The following is a 19,018-nucleotide window of genomic DNA, read 5'->3' as shown; positions in this document are numbered from 1 at the left end:
CAGGCTGTCGGCTCGTCACGGATTGGCATCAAACACGACCGTCATGTTGCCCTGCCAATGCGAGCCGGGCGACTTCAGCATCTCCGTCACCGCTTCGCGGCCAGCTGTGAAGCGCAGCGTCGATCGCCGCTGCATCAGATAGCCGTCCGGTGTGAAACGTGGCGCCCGCGCATCATCCGGCAGCAAGGGGGTGTCCTGCGCGGGTTGTCCATCACGGACGTTGCTCATGCCCGGGATCGTCACGCCCACGTCTACCGGCACCACCGTGCCGTCGGCGGCCTTTCTGATCCCACATCGATCACCTGCATCATGCTCACACCGCAGCTTCATGCTGAAGTCCATCGAAGAGGTGAGTACAAAAGGCAGCTCCTGATGCAGTCTCTTGGGCGCCAGACCGTGATCGGTCCATTGTGACCAGCCTCCATCAGGCGCAAGTCGTGCGGTGGGAGACTCGCTGGAGAACCTCACCTCAAAGTCATGAATCACGTCGAACACGAAGTTCATTCGGATGCTGCTGGTGCCGGTGATGTTGTCACCGAGGTCGATGTCAGCTTCTGAACCACCTGTCGACCAGCTTTCGGATGCGACGTAACGTCCATTCAACAGCGTGGTCGCGCGTGGCAACTCCACATTGATGCCAAGGCCAACATTTCGGTATCTGTAGTTGCGCGAGTTCCGCGGCCTGTTGCTGAAGCACTCCTTCGGATCAGAGGGGTCACGCACAGCCCATCCTCCAAGAGACCAGCCCAGTCCACCGCCCCCACGAATTGCAGTGCAACCACCACCGACACCCCAGTACCAAGGGTCTGGGCCATTGGTAAAGTCAAGTCGCAGCGCGATGGCTACGAAGCTGATCTTCGCGGAAAATGAACGGCCACTGGTCTCTTCGGTCAGCGTTATGACGCGCGGCTTTGGGAAGCGGACGTACGTAGTGTCACGACGCGAGTCGTTATCTCCATCTCCAGACTTCCTCCACAGTTCACCACCTCCTACGCTGAAGATATATGCGCCCTTCTTCTCACATTCCGCGGGTCTCCAGCTGCAATAGCTGTCCTTGGGGGTTGTGTTCTCGAACTCGGTGTTGCCCGGATTCAGCGCGCTCGGCCTGAATACCCCGGTTACCTTAACCTCGGCGACCTGCCCCAAGGCGTCCCCTGAAACCAGAAGTATCAGCAGCACGAAGCACAATCTAATCAGGATCATTCTCTCTCTCCTACTGCACGCGGGACCAGCATTGCGCGCGATACCACCGACGCAGGGCAGCCGATCTCTCCCACCATCAGCAAGTCCCCCTCTCGCGGATACTGCCCCTCCTCCATCGTCAGCACACAGCTCACCAGGTTGGGGTAGCGCAGCTCCACCACCGGAGCACGTGCACTCAGTTCCAGCGTGAAGAACCCCTCTTCCTGGCTGACGCTGCGCCCGGCGTGGTTGATCACCTGCACACCCCGCACGCCGTTGCCGTCGGCATCGAGCACCTGGCCCATCACGGTGAACGTGCGCAGCACATCCACGGTGGCGTGCATCACCCCGCCCTTGTTGAGGTGGTAGCTGACGGTGGACGGCTGCAGAGTGGCAGCGGGCGCGTGCCGCCCCTGGAAATCAAACTGCACGTGGCCCGCGCGGTAGGCAGTCACCGGCACGAAGTTGCGCCCCGGCTTCAACTCCACACCGCCGCCCCGGCTGTCGTCGGCACGCAGGGCAACATCGGGATAGTCACTGCGTACGTCGACGATGATGCCGGTGTCCACGCTGCCGCTGCGCCCCTGGCCAAGCACCGCGGCATGGCCACCGCCGATCACCAGCGTGCTGTCCAGATTGGCGCTGCCACTGACGTGGCCCGAGCCCGCGCCGCGGTACAGCTGCACATCACCTTCCAGCAGCGAACTCTGCAGGTAGGCACCGGCGCCTGCGCTATCGCCGCCGCGCTCGGCGCTGATCATGCCGTTCACGCTCTGCACAAGCTTGCCATCCACGCGCTGCGTCGCTGCCGCGCTGACATAGGTGTCGCGCAGGCCGGCTTCGCCAGTGCGGCTGCCCAGGCTGCCGCTGTAGCTGCGACGCTCGCTGCCCAGCGATACGCTTACCGTCAGGTCAACGCCGCGTTGCCGCCGGTAGTGCGTGAAGTGGCTACCGGGGCGGTCGTAGGCCGAAATCCGCCAATTCACATCGTGCTTGCCGAACAGGGTCTCGCGGCGCCCATAGGACACATCGATGCCGGTGCCTTTGGTGAAGCCCGAGGTGCGCGCCACCCGCAGGCTGGCGTTGTCGCGATGGCTGAAACGATGGGTGATCGACACGGCAGTCGTGTCCTGCCAGCCCCCGCGGGTTACCCAACGCGGTGCGGAGCCGTCACCGGGCAGGACGCGCTGGCGCTGCTCGGCCCAGCTGCGCGCATGATTGACCACCAGCGAGCCGGTGCGGTAGCGGTACAACCCCTGCAGGTCGACGCCGCGCCCGGCATCACTGGAGGTGTAGACATTGGTGTAGGTGCTGAAGCGGTCACTGGCCTGCCAGTCCATCGACAGACCGGCCGCGTGGCGCGTGCCGATCTGCTGCACCGTGGCACCGGCAACCGCCCGCGGATGCACCAGATAATTGACCACCGCACCCGCAGCCAGCCTGCCCTCCTGCAGTGCGCGACCGCTATCGAGCAGGCCACGCTGTTGGCCGGCGAACACGCTGTAGCGCCAGCGGCGGCTGGAGTCGCTCCATCGACTTGGTTTGTGGATCGACGCGGTCTCACGCGAGGCCTCGCGGCCATCTTCGATGACACGCAGTTCCACGTCATAGATGCCGCCCGGCAGGCGCCGGGTGTCGATCTCCTGGATGCCCGGCTTGACGGCCTGCGTGGACAACAGATTGCCGTCGCGCAGGATCTCCACCACGCCTTCGCGGCTGGCAGTGACATAGACCGGGTACACACTGGGGCTGCGCGTGTCGGCCAGCAGCACGTCCGACGAGCCGAGCATGAAGCCCAGCGCGGTATCGTTCTGCGTGCCGGGTGCGCGTGGCTGGCGGATGATGCCTTCGAAGGTAGGCAGGAAGTAGCCCGCACGCACGAAATGGTCGCCCAGCTCGCGCTGGGCATACAGGGCACTGAGATACTGCTCGCGGCTGCCCGGTTGGGCATAGTACTGATAGCTGCCGACCGTGCTCCAGCGGCCAACACTGCCACGCAGTTCGGCACTGTAGCGCGCCGAGGTCTGTTGCTCCTGGCCGCCATGCACGGCCACGCTGTTGCGGACGATCAGGCCGTGGCTGCCGCGCTCCGGCAGCGCGACATGGCGCCCTTCCTTGTGCGCACCCGCTGGGGTCAGCAGGCTGAGCAGGGAATTGGACAGGCTGTAGTGCAGCGCAGCCAGGCCCCGGCATTGCTGGCTGCAGACGCCCAGCGCCATCGGCTCGGCCAGCGCCTCGGCCCAGCGCGCCCGCTCCGTCTGTGGAAGCGGGCTGTCATGGGCTTCACCGAAGCCGATCAGCTGCACGCGATTGTCTTCGTGCAGCAGCACCTCGGCGTCACCCAGATAGCGCCCGTCCAGTTCCACCCGCACGGTGAGCGGATTGCCGAACAGATGCTCGCGGAACTCCGCAGGCATGCGCTCGCGCTGCTCCAGCAGGCTGGGCAGCTCACCCAGCGCAAGACCGGCGGCATGGCTGGACGCGGCAAACACCACGGCGCCGATGCCAGCCGCCAATCGCGTAAGGATTGGATAGGGGGGGCGGAGGGGAAGTCTCATGGGTAGATGCCCGTGCCCTCCCGCCGCATCGATGACGCGGCAGGAAGGGCACGAAGCTGCATGATCGTCAGATGTCGCTTTCGAAGATCATGTGGAACTGGCCGCCGTAGCTGCCCTGCTTGTAGCCGTCGGTCGGCACGGTGGGGGCAATGGCAAACGCCAACGACTTGCCGGCCGCGGCCTGTGCGGCATTGGCCACCGTGATCTTGGCGGCCGAGGTGGCCGGCACCACCACGTTATCCAGCTTCACGGCCAGATCGACCACGTCGGCGGCCGAGGCCATCTGCGCCGGCGCTGACAGATAAGCGGTGATGGCCGCCGGCGACTTGATGTTGATGACACGGCCGGTCAGATCGCCCAGGGTCTGACGAGCGGTATCCCACGGCAGGTTCTGCGGCAGGCCTTCCCAGCCATCCGGGGTGGACACCTGCAGGCCAGCGGTGTTCGGCACATCAGCGGTGACGTTGACGGTGATCGACTTGGTTTCGGTCGCGGCCAGGGCAACGGCCGGGGTGATCAGCAGGGCGGTGGCCGCTGCCATCAGGGTGGTCTTCAGGGACATGGATGCACTCCAGGTTCAAGGGTGGAAATCAAGGTGCCAGGCAAGGGCAACGCCGTCCCAGCGGGCGCCTGGCAGGCCCGTTCGGAACTGATCCAAGGGTGGAAGTGGGCTTAACGGCGTGAGTCGATGCTGCGTTGACTGTCGCCTTCGCGAAGCTCGAAACGCAGGAACTGGTGTTCGGCGGCCTGCATCGCGTAGCTGTTGCCGGGACGCACATGGGCGATGATTCCCGGCGTGCAGGTATCGGGGCGGTCGCGCTCGCACTGGCGCAGGTTGTCCAGCACCACGGTGGCGTTGCCGCGATTGCGTACCTGCTGTTGCTCGATGAGCGTGTCGTAGTGCGGGTTCTCCGGCGCGACGAAGAAGATCGTGCCGTAGCCGGTGAAAACGCGGATGGCGGACGTAAGCTCCGCTGCCTCCCGGGCCTGGTCTTCGCTGAGCGAGAATTCCTCGGCCGTCGGCGCCACCGGGATGAAGCGCAACCGGTAGTAGCGCTCCTGGTCACGCGCACCGCGATACACCAGGCGTGTGGCCTGCTGCCCATTGCCTGCGATGATCAGGCGGCTGGGACTGGCGATGACACCTCGGGCTTCCGGCGCATTGCGGACCAGCGCGGTGGTATCCACCGGCGTTTCGCTGGCCTTTCCCTCCGCATCGAAGTGCATCTGGGTGACTTCCACCCGCACATAGGCCGTGGCGTCGCCGGTGTTGCGGATGCGCTTGAGTAGATTGCTATGCGTGGGCTGCAGGTAATCGAACAGCACGCCGACGCTGATCTGTGGTGTGGATGCCTGCGCGCTACCAGACAGGATGACCAACAGAATCAAAGAGAGAAGACGATGCATGGCGAGCCCGCAGGGAATGGCGAGCGCGAATTTTCACGACTCCATCACAACCTTGATATACAAAAAGTTGCAAAAGTCGGACTTGCCCTACAGGTTTGAAACGATTCCTAGTCTGCCGATCCTGGCCTGCGGGACCGGCGCACTCACAGTGAACGGCAACCCACTCGCATGGACGCTTGCCTGCATTCTTCGCAACCCGCTTACAGTCCCGCGCAGAAGATCCGGCCGTGACCACCACAGCGGTGGCCTGCATCCCTACCTCTGGAGCCTGCCATGACCGGTGTTCGCTTTCTCCCCGTTGCCCTCGCCCTTTGCGCGGGCCTGCTTCTCGGTGCGTGTTCCAAGACCCAGGAAGCCAGCAAGGCCACCGCGGCCGAGGACGTAACCGAAGTGAAGCTGATTCCAGCCTATGAATCGCTGGACAAGGACAAGGACGGCATCGTCACCCTCGCCGAAGTCGATGCGGTTGCGCCGGGCTGGGCAGAACGAATGCACGCCTGCGACACCGACCACGACAAGACGCTTACACGCGGCGAATATGACGTCTGCAAGCAGACCACACCTGCTGCCCACTGATCCGCGCCTTGGCACATCGCCGGGCCTGGCTATACCAAGGTATAGCCGGGCTAACCCACGAGCCTCTAGGACTACCCCATTCAGGGGCGGACAATAGCGCCACTGACCAGGGCAACCCTGGCTGGCCCACTCCCCTCATGGAGACGCAGATGGACCCCGACCCTGCCGGGCGCACCGCGCCCCGGATGCCCGCTTGTTGCCTGTTCCTGGCGCCTGCCCGCCGGTCCCTGCCTGCCTGAGCGACGGGGGATCGCCAGGTGCCGCCTGCCTGGAGATCGCCCCCATGTCCTACAAGATCCTCTACATCACCCTGCGCCGCCTGATCGGTGAGCGCGATGTTGCCGCCCTGCGCAGCCAGCTGCTGCAGCATGGCCCGGTCATGTTCGCCCGTTCGCTGTCGCTCGGCTCGCCACGCGTGGTGGCCGACGCGCTGTCGCTGCTGCCGATCAGCGAGCGCATCAACGTGCTGCGCCACCTGCCCTACCCGCTGCGCGATGCGATGAAGCCGCTGTGCATCGGTGGCAGCCAGCGCCTGCACATGCAGCCGTGGTCGCCCGCGGTGCTGGCGATGCGCCACGCCTGACCTGTTCCATCCGTTCCGTTCGTGTTCCGGCCCCGGCCGGCTCTGACATTCGAGGAGTTCCCATGAGCCTGCTCAACGCCTGGTTCAACGCCTTCCTGCGCAGCCGTCGCGCAGGCAACCTGTTCCGCCGCCGCGCGATGCCCGAGGCCGGCTTCGGCCCGGGCAGCGCCGAGGCCGCGCCGTTCGCGCTCACCACCGGCCTGGTCACCCTTGCCCAGCAGGATGAAGCCCAGCTGCTGGCCACGCTGGAATCGCATGCCGATGGCCTCAGCCCGCATGAGGCCGAGGAGCGGCTGGCCACGCTCGGCCCCAACGAGGTCGATCACGAAAAGCCGCTGCCGTGGTGGCGGCACCTGTGGCAGTGCTACCGCAATCCGTTCAACCTGCTGTTGACCGTGCTGGCGGCGGTGTCCTGGCTGACCGAGGACATCAAGGCCACGATCGTGATCGGCGCGATGGTGCTGCTGTCCACGTTGATCCGCTTCGTGCAGGAGGGTCGCTCGAACCGTGCCGCCGAACGGCTGAAGGCACTGGTCGGCAACACCGCACGTGTGCTGCGCCGCAACCCGGGTACCGAGGCGGCCGATGTGGCCGACCAGTACTTCGGTGCGCACCTGCACAGCCGTCGCCCTGCGCGGTTGCTGGATCTGCCGATCCGTGAGCTGGTGCCCGGTGATCACATCGTGCTGTCGGCCGGTGACATGATTCCGGCCGACTGCCGCGTGCTGACCGCCAAGGACCTGTTCGTCGCGCAGGCCGCGATGACCGGTGAGTCGCTGCCGGTGGAGAAGTTCGCGCACCCGGGCGATGGCCTGGCCGGTCTGCTGGAGCAGCACAACCTGTTGTTCATGGGCACCAATGTGGTGTCCGGCACCGCCACCGCCGTGGTGCTGGCCACCGGCAACCGTACCTACTTCGGCACCCTGGCCCAGCGCAGCACCGCCACCGACCGCGCGCCGACCGCGTTCCAGGCCGGCGTCAACAGTGTCAGCTGGCTGCTGATCCGTTTCGCGCTGGTGATGGTGCCGTTCGTGCTGCTGATCAACGGCTGGACCAAGGGCGACTGGACCGAGGCGTTCCTGTTCGCGCTGTCGGTGGCGGTGGGCCTGACCCCGGAAATGCTGCCGATGATTGTCACCTCCACCCTGGCCAAGGGTGCGGTGCTGCTGTCGCGGCGCAAGGTGATCGTCAAGCGCCTGGACGCGATCCAGAACTTCGGCGCGATGGAAGTGCTGTGCACCGACAAGACCGGCACCCTCACCCAGGACAAGATCGCGCTGGAACGGCACACCGACGTGTTCGGTCACGATTCGGAGGATGTGCTGAAGTTCGCCTACCTCAACAGCCATTTCCAGACCGGCCTGATCAACCTGCTGGACCGTGCGGTGCTGGAGCACGTTGAGCTGCAGAGCTCACTGCGGCTGTCGCAGGACTACCACATGGTGGATGAGATTCCGTTCGACTTCGAGCGCCGCCGCATGTCGGTGGTGGTGTCCGAACGTGAGGACCACCATGAGCTGATCTGCAAGGGTGCGGTTGAGGAGATGCTGGCGGTATGCAGCACCGTGCGCGAGAACGGCGAGGACAAGCCGTTGGATGAGCAGCGGCTGGCGCGCGTGCGGCAGACCACCGAGGAACTGAACGAACAGGGCCTTCGCGTGGTGGCAGTGGCGATGAAGGAAACTGCTGCCAGCCAGACCGTGTATTCGCAGGCTGACGAGTGCGGCCTGACCCTGGTCGGCTACGTGGCCTTCCTGGACCCGCCGAAGGAATCGGCTGCACAGGCGCTGCAGGCGCTGGCCGCGCATGGCGTGGAGGTGAAGGTATTCACCGGCGACAACGAGCTGGTCACCGCCCGCGTCTGTGCCCAGGTCGGGCTGGAGGCGGACACCATCCTGACCGGTCCGCAGATCGAGCGCATGGATGACGGCGCGCTGTCGCGCGCATTGCACCACCACCGTGTGTTCGCCCGATTGACGCCACTACACAAGGAGCGCCTGGTGCGCGAGCTGCGCGCACAGGGCAAGGTGGTCGGTTTCCTCGGCGATGGCATCAACGATGCACCGGCGCTGCGTGCTGCGGACATCGGCATCAGCGTGGACAGCGCGGTGGACATCGCCAAGGAGGCCGCCGACATCATCCTGCTGGAAAAGAACCTGATGGTGCTGGAGGAAGGTGTCATCCAGGGCCGGCGCACGTTCAACAACATGCTGAAGTACATCCGCATGACTGCCAGCTCCAACTTCGGCAACGTGTTCTCGGTGCTGGTGGCCTCGGCCTTCCTGCCGTTCCTGCCGATGCTGCCACTGCAGCTGCTGGTACAGAACCTGCTGTACGACATCTCGCAGATCGCCATTCCGTTCGACAACGTGGACGAGGAGCTGGTGCGCAAGCCGCTGAAGTGGAACCCGGCAGACATTGGACGCTTCATGGTGTTCTTCGGGCCGATCAGCTCGATCTTCGACCTGAGCTGCTTCGCGCTGATGTGGTACGTGTTCGATGCGCGCACACCGGCCGACCAGGGCCTGTTCCAGTCCGGCTGGTTCGTGGTGGGTCTGCTGACCCAGACCCTGATCGTGCACATGATCCGTACACCGAAGGTGCCGTTCCTGCAGAGCATCGCTGCGCCGCCGCTGCTGGTGATGACCGGCCTGATCATGGCCATTGGCGTGGCCCTGCCGATGAGCCCGCTGGCTGGCTACTTCAAGCTGCAGGCCCTGCCGACCGGCTACTGGCCGTTCCTGGTGGCGATCCTGTTCGGCTACGCGGTGCTGACAACCGTGCTGAAGAAGATCTACATCCGTCGTTACGGCTGGCAGTAAGCGCCCGCCGCCTGGTCCAGGGAGAAACACAATGGACATCAATCCGAACCTGCCGGCGTTCAACGCCGGCGCAACCCTGAGCTCGCTGATCAGCCTGTCGGTGGCGTTCGTGCTTGGCACCGTCATCGGCCTGGAGCGGCAGCTGCGCCAACGCACCGCCGGCCTGCGTACCAATACGCTGGTGGCAGTGGGGGCGGCGGTGTTCGTCGACCTGGCCGTGCGCTTCCATGACCTGTATGGCGGCCCGCCCTCACCGCTGCATGTGGTGGCCTATGTGATCTCCGGCGTCGGTTTCCTCGGCGCCGGCGCGATCATGAAGGACGGTGCGCAGGTGTCCGGCCTGAACACCGCCGCCACCCTGTGGGGCTCGGCGGCGGTCGGTGCCTGTGCGGGCATCAAGCTGCTGCCGGAGGCGGTGATGGCGGCGGTGTTCGTGCTGGCCGCCAACACCCTGCTGCGGCCAGTGGTGAACCGCATCCAGCGGCAGCCGCTGCCGGAGGCGTTCAGCGAGGCGACCTATGCGATCAACGTGGTCTGCCAGCGCGAGCAGCAGGCCGAGGTGCTGGACCAGCTGTTGCTGCTGCTGGAACAGGCGCACTACCCGGTACGCGCGGTGGACCAGCGCCCGTTCGGCGAGCGCGACGTGGAGATCGAAGCGGTGCTGTATGCCACCACGGTGGATGCCGGTGAACTGGATGCGGTGCTGGCCACGCTGGCGACCACCCCCGGCGTGCTGCAGGGGTTCTGGAACGCCAGCCTGGAGGAGTAGTGCCGGCCGCTGGCCGGCAACATCGTGCACCGCTTGGTAGGTGCCGACCTTGGTCGGCACAATCCTGAAGATGCCGGCCAGCGGCCGGCACTACCGGGCATCGCTTTGGTGGGTGTCAGCATCTACCAAATCCGCTTTGCTATCCTTTCCCCCCACGCCAGGGAGCCGCCCCGATGCCATCGCTGTCGCCCCGTCGCCCGCTGGTGCTGCTGGCCCTGATCGTCGTGATGGCGGCGATTTTCCTGATCGACACCGTCACCGATTACGCGGTCGCCGCCGCCTGCTTCTACGCAGCGGTCATCCTCGCCGCATCGCGCGTACTCGCCGCGCGCGGGCTGATCAGCCTGGCCATCGCCTGCATCGCACTCACCGCCCTGAGCTTCTTCCTCACCCGCTTCGGCACCTACCGCATCGGCCTGGTCAACTCGGTGATCGGCATGCTGGTGATCGGCATCACCACCTACCTCGCGTTGAAGATGGAGGCGGCCAAGGCCGCGGTGCAGGAAGCTCAGGGCCGCCTGCTGCGAGTGGCGCGCGCATCGACCGTGGGCGAGCTGACCACCTCCATCGCACATGAAGTGAACCAGCCGCTGGCGGCCATCGCCAGCAGCGCCGAAGCCTGCCAGCGCTGGCTGGCACAGGACCCACCGAACGTGGACAAGGCCCGCCAGACCGTGGCCCGCATCCTGGCCGATGCGCATCGCGCCGGTGACGTGATCGCCCGCATCCGCGGCCTGACCCAGGGTGCAGCGCCGGAACGACGCGCGTTCGACCTGAACCAGGCGGTGGAGGAAATGCTGGCGCTGTCGCGCAGCGAGCTGGACCAACACGGCGTGGCCGTGGCCCTGCTGCTCGATGCCGACCTGCCGCTGGTGCAGGCCGATCGCGTGCAGGTGCAGCAGGTGATCGGCAACCTGATCCTCAATGCGGTGGACGCGATGGAAGCAGTGCCGGCTGCTGACCGCCGCCTGTCCCTGTTGACCCAACGCGACGGACAGCGGATCAGCCTCAGCGTGCGTGACCGCGGTGTCGGCCTGCCCGCCGATCATCCCGAGCGTGTGTTCGATGCGTTCTGGACCACCAAATCACACGGACTCGGGCTGGGATTGAGCCTGAGCCGGTCGATGATCGAGGCCAACGAAGGCAGGATCCGAGCCGAGCGCCCCAGCGGCGGAGGTGCCTGCTTTGTGTTTGACCTGCCCGTTGCCACGGAAGTCCCCCATGCATAAGCCCGCTGCACCCGCCGCCGATCCAGCGTCCATCGTCTACGTGATCGACGACGATCCGTCGGTGCGCGCCGCGCTGGAAGACCTGCTCGCCTCGATGGGCCTGCAGGTACGGGCCTTCGCCTCCACCCAGGCGTTCCTCGAACACGAACTGGAAGATGCACCGGCCTGCCTGGTGCTGGACGTGCGCATGCCCGGCCAGAGCGGGCTGGAGTTCCATCGCACGATGGGCAGCCACGGCCTGCAGCTGCCGGTGGTGTTCATCACCGGCCACGGCGATATCGCGATGGGCGTCAACGCGATCAAGGACGGTGCCATCGAATTCCTGACCAAGCCGTTCCGTGACCAGGAACTGCTGGATGCGATCCACAAGGGCATCGAGATCGACCGCCAGCGCCGTCGCGACGGCGAGGCACTCGATGCCCTGCAGCAGCGCTGGAATACGCTCAACGCGGGCGAGCGCGAGGTGGTCGATGGCGTGGTGCGCGGCCGTCTCAACAAACAGATCGCCGGCGACCTGGGGGTCAGCGAGATCACCGTGAAGGTGCGCCGCGCGCAGGTGATGCGCAAGATGGGCGCGCGTACGCTGGTCGACCTGGTGCGCATGTACGACCGCTTGCAGGCAGGTTCCCCATGAGCGTGCATGTCGCACTGCTGCGAGCAGTCAATGTCGGAGGTACCGGCAAGCTGCCGATGGTTGAACTGGTGGCGATGTGCGAAGACGCCGGCTTCACCGACGTCCGCACCTATATCGCCAGCGGCAACGTGGTGTTCCGCAGCGGACTTGACGAAGCCGGCGTGCGGAAAGCCCTTGGCCAACGGCTGCAGGCCTATGCAGGAAAACCGGTGGGTGTGCTGGTGCGCTCGGCAGCCGAGATCGCGGCGGTTGCCGCCGGCCATCCGTTCCCGCATGCCGCCGGCAATCGCGTGGTCGCGCTGTTCGTGGATGAGGTACTGCCTACCGATCCCTTGACCGGGGTGACCGGCCTGCGCGATGAGCAGCTGGCGCTGGGTACCCGCGAGATCTTCGTCCACTATGGCGACGGCATGGCCGACTCACGCCTGCGGATTCCCTATGCCCAGCAAGGCACCGCCCGCAACCTCAACACGGTCGGCAAGCTTGCGGCAATGGCCGCCGCGCTCGGCCAGGCCACCTCAGGCGGTAGAGGGCGGCGGTAGAGTCGACTGTCAGTCGACTATCGCGCGCAGCGCGGGATTTTCCACAACCTTGTGGAAGAGCAGTCGACCAACAGTCGACTCTACCCGGCACGGGCTGGATACCGGACAAGATCACGCCCGTTGCAGGCGGTGCTTCAACCGCGTATCCATCAATCCCACCGCCAGCAGCACCGCGCTGGTCAACCAGCCAGCGGTCAGCAGATGGGTCTGCGGCAATACGAAACCCATCACACCCAGTGCCACTGCACCGATCAGATGCGAGTACGGTGCGCGCCCGTACACCACCCGCTTGTACAGCGCGCTGCCCAGCAGGTAGATCAACGGGCCGGCCACCAGCACGGCCGCATACACCGGCGTCACCACAGCGTGCGGGTGGTCCATGACCAGGTCATTGCCCACCGCCGTAGCGATGATCCCTGCGATCAGCAACGCGTGCACATAGTGGAAGTTGGCCCCCATCCGGCCCGGGTCTTCGGCATGGCTGATGGCCTCGGTGGCGTCGCGGCTGGAGATGCCGAAGTACAGCCACCACATGGCGATCGTGCCGGCGAAGGTGGAGAGCACTGCGGACACCACCGCCCCACTCCACTGTTCGACCTCGCTGAGCACGCCACCGGTGGCCAGCAACGTCTCGCCCAGTGCGACGATGACGAACAGCTGGCAGCGCTCGGCCAGGTGCCCGCCCTCGATGGTCCACTCGCGGGTGTGCGAACGGCCCATGCCCGGGAATGCAAAGCCGAACATCGGTGAGATGTATTCGCACGCCACCGCCACCGCCCACAGCGCCAACCGCGTATTGCCCTCGGCTGCCGCACCTGCCAGCCAGAAGCAGGCCGACACGCTCACCCAGGCCAGCATGCGACGGAAGTTCGGTGCCAGTGGGTGCGTGCGACCGACCTCCAGCAGCACGAAGGCGGTGCGCCCGACCTGCATGGTGGCGTAGGCCCCGGCAAACACCCAGGCACGGTCGCCGAAGGCCTCGGGAATGGACGAGGACATCAACAAGGCCAGCAGCATGGTGGCGAACAGCAGTCCGCGGATGCGCGGCGCTTCCGGATCGAACCAGTTGCTGATCCAGCAGGCGTACTGCCAGCCCAGCCACACCGCAAACCACAGCACCAGCGTCTGCAGCACGCCGGCCAGATCCAGGTGATGCAGCAGGTGGTGACTGAGCTGGGTGACCGCGAACACGTAGACCAGGTCGAAGAACAGCTCTTCGTAGGTCACGCGCGCATGGTGGCCGTCGCGCTGGCGCAGGGCCGGCAATCGCAGTCGTGTACTCATGGCTTTCCTTCAGCGCGCCAGGCGCCAGTAGAGCAGACCGGCCAGCAGGGCCGGCACCGCGAACACCAGCAGCAGGATCGGCAGTTCTTCGCGCATCCCGTAGCCGGCCTTGCTGACGCCCACCCACAGGTTGGCCACCGTCACCAGCAGCCAGGTGGCAATGAACGCGATCAGGGCCGTGGGCAGCTGTGAGGTGCCTACGCTCCACAGCCGTCCGAACAACAGGAACACTCCCAACAGCACAATGCCGCCCACCATCACCAGAAGCACATGCATGGTCCACCTCCTTGAGCCTGCAGGCAGGCTAGCCGTGGGCGATTCTGCGCTCCAGCCGATGATCGTGGATTCACTTTCCAGACGCGGCGAACAATCGCCCTGGCGATCGCGGCATGGCAAACGAGAACAGTTCCCATTAGTATTGCGTCATTACGCAGGGATGACCTCCCGGCACCCGCCTTTCACCCTTGCTGCCCGTCCGGATGTCCCAGCCGACACTTCCCCGCCCACCTGCGCTGCCGCTGGTGACCTCGCTGGTGCGCCACTACGAGGAACTGGTGGACTACCTGCATCGCCGGTTCCGCTCGCCCGGGCTGGCCCGCGAAGTGGTGCACGATGTCTGTGTGCGCCTGCTGGAACGCCCGGCCGCGCATGACGCCCGCCAACCGATCGCGCTGCTGCGCAGGATCGCCCACGATGCGGCGGTCGACCGCTGCCGCGCCGAGGACCTGCGCCGGCACTGGGTGGAGCCCCGCGCCGAGCTTCCCGAAGGCGCCTGTGAGCGCCCCGGACCCGAGCGCCAGGCGCAGGGCCAGCAGGCGCTGCAGCGGCTGACCGCCAGCATCGAGCGCATGCCCTGCCGGCGGCAGCAGGTGTTCATCCTGCACAAGATCCACGAGCTGCCCCAGGCCGAGGTGGCGCAGCGGATGGGCATCGGCCTGAAGGCGGTGGAACGTCATCTGCGCCTGGCCATGGCCGACTGCCGGCTGCACGGTGCGCTGCGGTGAGTCCTGCATCACCCGATCCGGCACCGCCGTCGCAGCCCACCGAACCGTCCGCCGAGGACACGCTCGATCAGCACCGGGAGGCACTGAAGGAGCGTTTCCCGTTGCCAGGCCCGGAACAGCTGCAGCGGCGCCGCGGCGGATCTGGCGCGAAACGGGTACTGCCGGTGCTGTTGCTGGCGGCCGCCGCGCTGCTGCTGGCCGACCCGGCCTGGCAGGTGCGTGACTACCAGACCGCCGTCGGCGAGCGCCGCGACATCGAGCTGCCGGACGGCAGCCGTGTGCTGCTCGACGCAGGAACCCACCTGCAGGTCCGTCGCCATCTGCGTTCGCGGCAGGTGCTGCTGGCGCAGGGCCATGCGCGCTTCGAGGTGCAGCATTCAGCGTGGCGCCGCTTCCAGGTCGATGCTGGGCCGGTACAGGTACGCAACTACGGCACGGTGTTCGATGTTGACCGCCAGGGCGATCTCAGTGAGGTCACGCTGTGGCGCGGCGAGGTCGGTGTCAGCGTGGATGGCGGCGGCACCGAGCAGCGGCTGAAGCCGGGGCAGCGCCTGCTGGCCCAGCCGGGCTCGCTGTCTCCGCCGGAAGCCGTGGATCCGGACCGGGCCGACTGGACCACCGGTCGGCTGCAGTTCGACCGCATGCCACTGAGCGAGGTGCTGCGCATCCTGCAGCGCTATCACGACCGTCCGATCGTGCTGGACGACCCGGCACTGGGCCCGCTGCAGGTGTCGGGCGTGTTCGATGCCGATCGTGCCGAGACGGCGGTCGCGCTGCTGCCGGAGATCCTGCCAGTCCAGGTGCATACCGCCGCCGACGGCAGCCTGCATCTGCGCGCCCGCGATTGATTGCCACGCCGAGGGTGGGTTGCGCGCCGTCCCATCCGGCAAGTGCTTGAACCCTTCCGAAGGACCCCCGCATGACCCGCCCTGTTCCGCCCGCCGCGCTGCGCCGGCTGGCCCCCACCCTGCTCGCTGCCTGCCTGTGTGCGGCGCTGCCCGCCACCGCGCAGACCGCTGCGTCCGCACCCGTCGAACTGCACCTGCCGGCCGGCCCGCTGCAGGCTTCGCTCAACTCGCTGGCGCGGCAGAGTGGCATCCAGCTGCTGTTCGCGGCCGACAGCGTGAGCGGCCGCAACGCGCCCGCCCTCGACGGCCGCTACACCCCGCACGACGCCCTGCAGCGCCTGCTGGCCGGGCAAGGCCTGGCGATGCAGGAGCGCTCGCCGGGGGTGTTCGTGGTGAGTGCCACGCCGGCATCGCCCAAGCCCCGCGCTCCGGCCCGGGCCGCGTCATCGGCAGCGTCCCCTGCCACGACCACTTCGCTGGCCCGCGTCACGGTATCGGCCTCGACCGCGCGCATGCCGCAGGGCGAGACCGCGATGCCCAACACCATCACCGTGCTGACCCGCGAGGACATCGCGCAGCAGCTGGCGCTGGGCTCGGATGTCTCGCGGGTGCTGTCGGCGCAGATCCCGGCGTTTGCCCCGGCGCGCGAGAAGATGTCCAACTACGGCGAAACCATGCGTGGCCGCGGCATCCTGTACATGGTCGACGGCGTGCCACAGTCGACGCCGCTGCGCGATGGCTCACGTGATTCGCACACCATCGATCCGGCGATGATCGAACGCATCGAGGTCATCCACGGTGCCAACGCACTGCAGGGCATCGGCGGTACCGGTGGCATCGTCAACATCATCACCCGCAGCGCGCCCAGCGAGCCCGGTGCCTTCCTGCTCGACACCAACGTCAGCTACAGCTCGGCGCTGCCCAGCCGCCGTGATGACAACGGCCAGCGCGGCTCGGCACTGGTCGGCGTGCGCGGCGAGCAGTTCGATCTGGTGGCCGGCCTGGCCTATGAGAAGCAGGGCCTGTACCACGACGGCGAGGGCCGTTCGATCGGTACCAACGCGCAGGGCGAACTGATGGATTCGACCTCGTCGAACGTGTTCGCCAAGCTGGGCTGGAACATTGCCGAGGGCCACCGCCTGCAGCTGATGGCCAACCGTTACGAGCTGCGCGGGCTGGACAACTACCTGGCGGTGAACGGTGATTACCGCACCGGCCGCCCGACCATTTCGGTGCCCGGCGATACGCCGCTGGATCCACCGATGAACCGCTCGCGTTCGTTGACGCTGGACTACAGCGCCGCCGACCTGCTCGGTGGCCGCTTCCAGGCGCAGGCCTTCGCGGTGGACTTCGAAGGCCGCTATGGCGCCAGCCAGTGGGATCCGTGGGGCAACACCGGCGCCAACGCCGCCTGGGACCAGACCCAGAACGAATCGGACAAGCGGGGCTTCAAGCTGACCCAGAGCTGGACCCGCATTGCCGACACCACGCTGGACGTGACCCTGGGCCTGGACGGCCTGCGCGACCGCACCCACCAGGTGCTGCTGGCCAGTGGCATGAACTGGGTGCCGCAGACCACCTACCAGAGCCTGTCGCCACTGCTGCAGCTGCACTGGTGGCCAACCGACCACCTGATGCTGTCCGGCGGCCTGCGCTACGAAAAGGGCGAGCTGGAAGTAGGCGACTACACCACCCTGCCCCGCTACGGCGCACGCAAGGTGGCTGGCGGCAAGCCGACCATGAGCGAGACCCTGCCCAACTTCGGCGCGGTCTGGTACATCAACGATCGCCTCAATGCCTACGCCTCGTATTCGGAAGGCTACACCGTGGCCGACGTCGGTCGCGTACTGCGCGCGATCAACCGCGACGGCCAGCGCGTTGACAATCTGATTGACCTGTCACCGGTGGTGTCGGACAACCGCGAGATCGGCCTGGAGTACGACGATGGTCGTTTCAGCGGTGACATCGCCTACTACACCTCCGAATCCAAGCTGGGCTCGGTGCTGATCTACGATCCGGGCATCGACGCCTATGCGGTGCAGCGCCAGGCCACCCGCGTGGAGGGCTTCGAAAGCAACCTGCGCCTGCGCCTGGGCGACAGCCGGCTGGGCCTGGGTTATGCACGCGCCAACGGCCGCTACGATGCCGACGTCGACGGCCGCCTCGACAGCGACCTGGCCGGCGTCAACATCGCGCCGAACCGGCTGACCGCATTCTGGGAGCAGAGCTGGACACCACAGCTGAGCACCCGCCTGCAGGCCAGCCACGCCTTCGACCGCGACTTCGACCTGCGTGGCGCGCGGGTGGCGGAGTTCAAGGGTTACACCACGGTGGACCTTGTGGCCCGCTACGTGCTGGACAAGCACGCCTTCACGCTGGGCGTGCAGAACCTGGCGAACAAGCAGTACATCAGCTACTACTCGCAGACCACGCCGTCGAACCCGAGCTATTTCTCGGGCCGTGGCCGGGTGGTGACGCTGGGGTGGCAGTACCGGTACTGATCCATGGCGCCCTTATGGGAGCCATGAAATCTATGTGCGACGCGATGAAGGAGGCCCATGCTAGTTTCTGGGCCTCCTTCAAACGGACGTGAACCATGCGTTTTTCCCCGCTCGCCTTCGCCCTGGTCACTGCTCTCCCGATCGCGCACGCCAGTGGCGCCGAGACACCACTGCCGCAGCTGCGGGCCTACACCGTGGATGCTTCCTGGCTGCAGCCGATGGCACCGCTGCAGATTGCTGACCACACCTGGCAGATCGGCACCGAGAACCTGACCGCATTGCTGGTGCAGACCTCCGAGGGCGCCGTGCTGCTGGACGGTGGCATGCCACAGATGGCCGGCCACCTGCTGGACAACATGAAGGCGCGCGGCGTGGCCCCGCAGGACCTGCGGTTGATCCTGCTCAGCCACGCACACGCCGACCATGCCGGGCCGGTGGCGGAGCTGAAGCGCCGTACGGGCGCCAAAGTAGCGGCCAACGCGGAATCGGCGGTGCTGCTGGCGCGCGGTGGCAGCGACGATCTGCACTTCGGCGATGGCATCACCTACCCGCCTGCCAGTGCAGACCGCATCGTGATGGATGGCGAGGTGGTCGAGGTGGGCGGCATCGAATTCACAGCGCACTTCATGCCCGGGCACACCCCGGGCAGCACCGCGTGGACCTGGAGCGATACCCGCGAGGGCAAGCCGGTGCGCATCGCCTATGCCGACAGCCTGAGTGCACCGGGCTACCAGCTGCAGGGCAATGCGCGCTATCCGCGCCTGGTCGATGACTACAAACGCAGCTTCGCGACGGTGCGGGCGTTGCCCTGCGACGTGTTGCTGACCCCGCATCCGGGCGCCAGCAACTGGGACTACGCTGCGGGTGCCAGGGCCGGCGCCAAGGCACTGACCTGCAAGGCCTACGCGGATGCGGCCGAACAGAAGTTCGACGCACAGCTGGCCAAGGAAACAGCCGGGGCCCGCTGATTCTGTAGAGTCGAGCTTGCTCGACTGAAGCAGAGCAGTCGAGCATGGCTCGACTCTACAAAGAGCAGCCGAGCGTGGGCTCGGCTCTACACGGGGCGCACCGAAGGGTGC

At 66.4% G+C, this 19,018-nt stretch carries 17 protein-coding genes; 11 read left to right on the top strand and 6 right to left on the bottom strand.

Features of this window, described 5'->3' with window-relative positions; all coding sequences use genetic code 11:
* Positions 1 to 15: 15 nt before the first annotated feature.
* The 4 genes from V3B64_RS01140 to V3B64_RS01125 form a co-directional block, all read right to left on the bottom strand.
* Complete coding sequence (locus V3B64_RS01140) at positions 16 to 1,203, bottom strand: hypothetical protein (protein ID WP_329913405.1); 1,188 nt, start codon at positions 1,201 to 1,203, stop codon at positions 16 to 18.
* Positions 1,200 to 3,740, bottom strand: coding sequence for a TcfC E-set like domain-containing protein (locus V3B64_RS01135; RefSeq protein WP_329913404.1), 2,541 nt, complete (start codon positions 3,738 to 3,740; stop codon positions 1,200 to 1,202). Before V3B64_RS01135 ends, V3B64_RS01140 begins: the two co-directional genes overlap by 4 nt.
* A 67-nt stretch (positions 3,741 to 3,807) precedes the next feature.
* Complete coding sequence (locus V3B64_RS01130; protein WP_329913403.1) at positions 3,808 to 4,302, bottom strand: CS1 type fimbrial major subunit; 495 nt, start codon at positions 4,300 to 4,302, stop codon at positions 3,808 to 3,810.
* A gap of 110 nt (positions 4,303 to 4,412) precedes the next feature.
* Complete coding sequence (locus tag V3B64_RS01125) at positions 4,413 to 5,129, bottom strand: CS1 fimbrial subunit B flags: Precursor (protein WP_329913402.1); 717 nt, start codon at positions 5,127 to 5,129, stop codon at positions 4,413 to 4,415.
* Between the two features lie 291 nt (positions 5,130 to 5,420).
* Between V3B64_RS01125 and V3B64_RS01120 the strand changes: the two genes are divergently transcribed.
* The 7 genes from V3B64_RS01120 (at position 5,421) to V3B64_RS01090 (ending at position 12,302) form a co-directional block, all read left to right on the top strand.
* Positions 5,421 to 5,723: a hypothetical protein gene (locus V3B64_RS01120; protein WP_329913401.1), complete on the top strand. Its 303-nt coding sequence runs from the start codon at positions 5,421 to 5,423 to the stop codon at positions 5,721 to 5,723.
* Between the two features lie 283 nt (positions 5,724 to 6,006).
* Complete coding sequence (locus V3B64_RS01115; protein ID WP_006447714.1) at positions 6,007 to 6,306, top strand: hypothetical protein; 300 nt, start codon at positions 6,007 to 6,009, stop codon at positions 6,304 to 6,306.
* A 62-nt stretch (positions 6,307 to 6,368) separates the two neighbouring features.
* Entirely contained in the window at positions 6,369 to 9,128 is a 2,760-nt protein-coding gene (gene mgtA, locus V3B64_RS01110; protein WP_329913400.1) for a magnesium-translocating P-type ATPase, read from the top strand.
* 31 nt (positions 9,129 to 9,159) lie between these two features.
* Positions 9,160 to 9,897 (top strand): MgtC/SapB family protein, encoded by a 738-nt coding sequence (locus tag V3B64_RS01105; RefSeq protein WP_088026119.1) that lies wholly within the window; start codon positions 9,160 to 9,162, stop codon positions 9,895 to 9,897.
* A 173-nt stretch (positions 9,898 to 10,070) separates the two neighbouring features.
* Positions 10,071 to 11,126, top strand: coding sequence for an ATP-binding protein (locus V3B64_RS01100; RefSeq protein WP_329913399.1), 1,056 nt, complete (start codon positions 10,071 to 10,073; stop codon positions 11,124 to 11,126).
* Complete coding sequence (locus V3B64_RS01095; RefSeq protein ID WP_329913398.1) at positions 11,119 to 11,760, top strand: response regulator; 642 nt, start codon at positions 11,119 to 11,121, stop codon at positions 11,758 to 11,760. Before V3B64_RS01100 ends, V3B64_RS01095 begins: the two co-directional genes overlap by 8 nt.
* The gene (locus V3B64_RS01090; RefSeq protein WP_329913397.1) at positions 11,757 to 12,302 is read left to right on the top strand and encodes a DUF1697 domain-containing protein; all 546 of its coding nucleotides are present in this window, start codon (positions 11,757 to 11,759) and stop codon (positions 12,300 to 12,302) included. Before V3B64_RS01095 ends, V3B64_RS01090 begins: the two co-directional genes overlap by 4 nt.
* A 111-nt stretch (positions 12,303 to 12,413) precedes the next feature.
* On the opposite strand, the gene V3B64_RS01085 is transcribed toward V3B64_RS01090, so the two are convergent.
* Together V3B64_RS01085 and V3B64_RS01080 are read right to left on the bottom strand one after the other, a co-directional pair.
* Positions 12,414 to 13,586, bottom strand: coding sequence for a low temperature requirement protein A (locus V3B64_RS01085; RefSeq protein ID WP_329913396.1), 1,173 nt, complete (start codon positions 13,584 to 13,586; stop codon positions 12,414 to 12,416).
* A 9-nt stretch (positions 13,587 to 13,595) separates the two neighbouring features.
* A complete protein-coding gene (locus V3B64_RS01080; protein WP_006369821.1) occupies positions 13,596 to 13,862 on the bottom strand; it encodes a hypothetical protein in 267 nt (88 codons plus the stop codon).
* Positions 13,863 to 14,065: 203 nt separating this feature from the next.
* Between V3B64_RS01080 and V3B64_RS01075 the strand changes: the two genes are divergently transcribed.
* The 4 genes from V3B64_RS01075 (at position 14,066) to blaL1 (ending at position 18,907) form a co-directional block, all read left to right on the top strand.
* A complete protein-coding gene (locus V3B64_RS01075; protein WP_049401449.1) occupies positions 14,066 to 14,590 on the top strand; it encodes an RNA polymerase sigma factor in 525 nt (174 codons plus the stop codon).
* Positions 14,587 to 15,438, top strand: a complete 852-nt coding sequence (locus tag V3B64_RS01070; protein ID WP_149908524.1) for a FecR domain-containing protein — start codon at positions 14,587 to 14,589, stop codon at positions 15,436 to 15,438. The genes V3B64_RS01075 and V3B64_RS01070 overlap by 4 nt, the downstream gene beginning before the upstream one ends.
* Before the next feature lie 71 nt (positions 15,439 to 15,509).
* The gene (locus V3B64_RS01065; RefSeq protein WP_329913395.1) at positions 15,510 to 17,939 is read left to right on the top strand and encodes a TonB-dependent receptor; all 2,430 of its coding nucleotides are present in this window, start codon (positions 15,510 to 15,512) and stop codon (positions 17,937 to 17,939) included.
* Between the two features lie 95 nt (positions 17,940 to 18,034).
* Positions 18,035 to 18,907 carry a L1 family subclass B3 metallo-beta-lactamase gene (blaL1, locus tag V3B64_RS01060; RefSeq protein ID WP_329913394.1) on the top strand — a complete coding sequence of 291 codons (873 nt, stop codon included), beginning with the start codon at positions 18,035 to 18,037 and terminating at the stop codon, positions 18,905 to 18,907.
* Positions 18,908 to 19,018: the final 111 nt, after the last annotated feature.

Source organism: Stenotrophomonas sp. SMYL86 (assembly GCF_036320025.1).
Classification (GTDB): Bacteria; Pseudomonadota; Gammaproteobacteria; order Xanthomonadales; family Xanthomonadaceae; genus Stenotrophomonas; species Stenotrophomonas maltophilia_A.
Note: the sequence above shows the minus strand (reverse complement) of the source record. Positions and strands in the feature narration are given on the sequence as shown.